The 1017-nt window shown below is 32.0% G+C and carries 1 protein-coding gene; it reads right to left on the bottom strand.

Translation table 11 applies throughout. The annotated features are described in order from the left end of the window. Nucleotides 1-274: 274 nt before the first annotated feature. Nucleotides 275-988 carry an SGNH/GDSL hydrolase family protein gene (locus tag V7056_RS20700; protein WP_499704271.1) on the bottom strand — a complete coding sequence of 238 codons (714 nt, stop codon included), beginning with the start codon at nt 986-988 and terminating at the stop codon, nt 275-277. Between the last annotated feature and the right edge of the window lie 29 nt (nt 989-1017).

Genomic DNA, 1017 nt, shown 5'->3' with positions numbered 1-1017 from the left:
TAAGATAAAGACCAGTTCATTTAATAGAAACTGGTCTTTATAGTTTTGGAACATTTAAGATCTTTCGTTAATGAAGAACTTTAACTTCTCATATTCAACTAAAGCACGCAAAAACAACATGATCGACTTTTTGTGGGTCTTTTTTTGTTTCTATAACTGCGGTTCATTTGTATAAAATAGTAAACTTTCGAATTAATTATTCGTAAATCACTAAAATTGAGCGTAAAATGTAGCGGATCTGTTGTTAAAATTATTAAACTTAGGCAGGTTACATCTAACTNNCATCTTTTAAATAAAAACTACCATTGAGTTTATTCCATCCAACCATTGAATTAAGGTCAAGACATGGAAGTGCATAAAATGCTGCTACCTTCTGTATTACCTTTGCGTAATCAGATGTTAATAACCCTGCTTTGTTTCTCTGTTCATATAATCCATTGTGATATCTTGGAATAGGTGTCATAAGTATTATCCTGCAGTAAGGTACTCTAGATTGGATATTTTCAATCATTGAACATAAACCACCCATAAATGTAGTTTCTACAAAATTTGGGTTTTCGTTTGACGGGAAGCCATCTCCCAATGGAATACTTGTTCCATAATCATTTGTTCCGCCCATAATTGTCAATATTTCTGTATCGAGTGGAATCATTGCATTAATTCTTTCAATATTACACATACTTGATGAAATTTCTATTGTACCTTTAGGTTGCTTTTGGCGTGGTGGTCTCGCTTTAAAATTCCCTTCTGCATCTATCCAAGCAATCGAGCCATTTTCTGCTATTGTGGTTCCACCAATACCTCTTTTAATATGGTTTAAACACAACTCTTTAGAAACCTCTGGTTGCCATCCATTCGTTGCAGTAATACTATCTCCATAACTTACCCATTTCTTTAGTTTATTATTTGGAATTAACTTACCTTTTATTTCTGATATGTTTACAAAAATTGAATTATAAAAATGTTTTACATTCTTTGAGATTTTCACCAACGAGATCTCCCTTAAATGTAAATTTT

It is taken from the genome of Bacillus sp. JJ664, assembly GCF_036962205.1.
GTDB lineage: Bacteria > Bacillota > Bacilli > Bacillales > Bacillaceae_G > Gottfriedia.
Note: the sequence above shows the minus strand (reverse complement) of the source record. Positions and strands in the feature narration are given on the sequence as shown.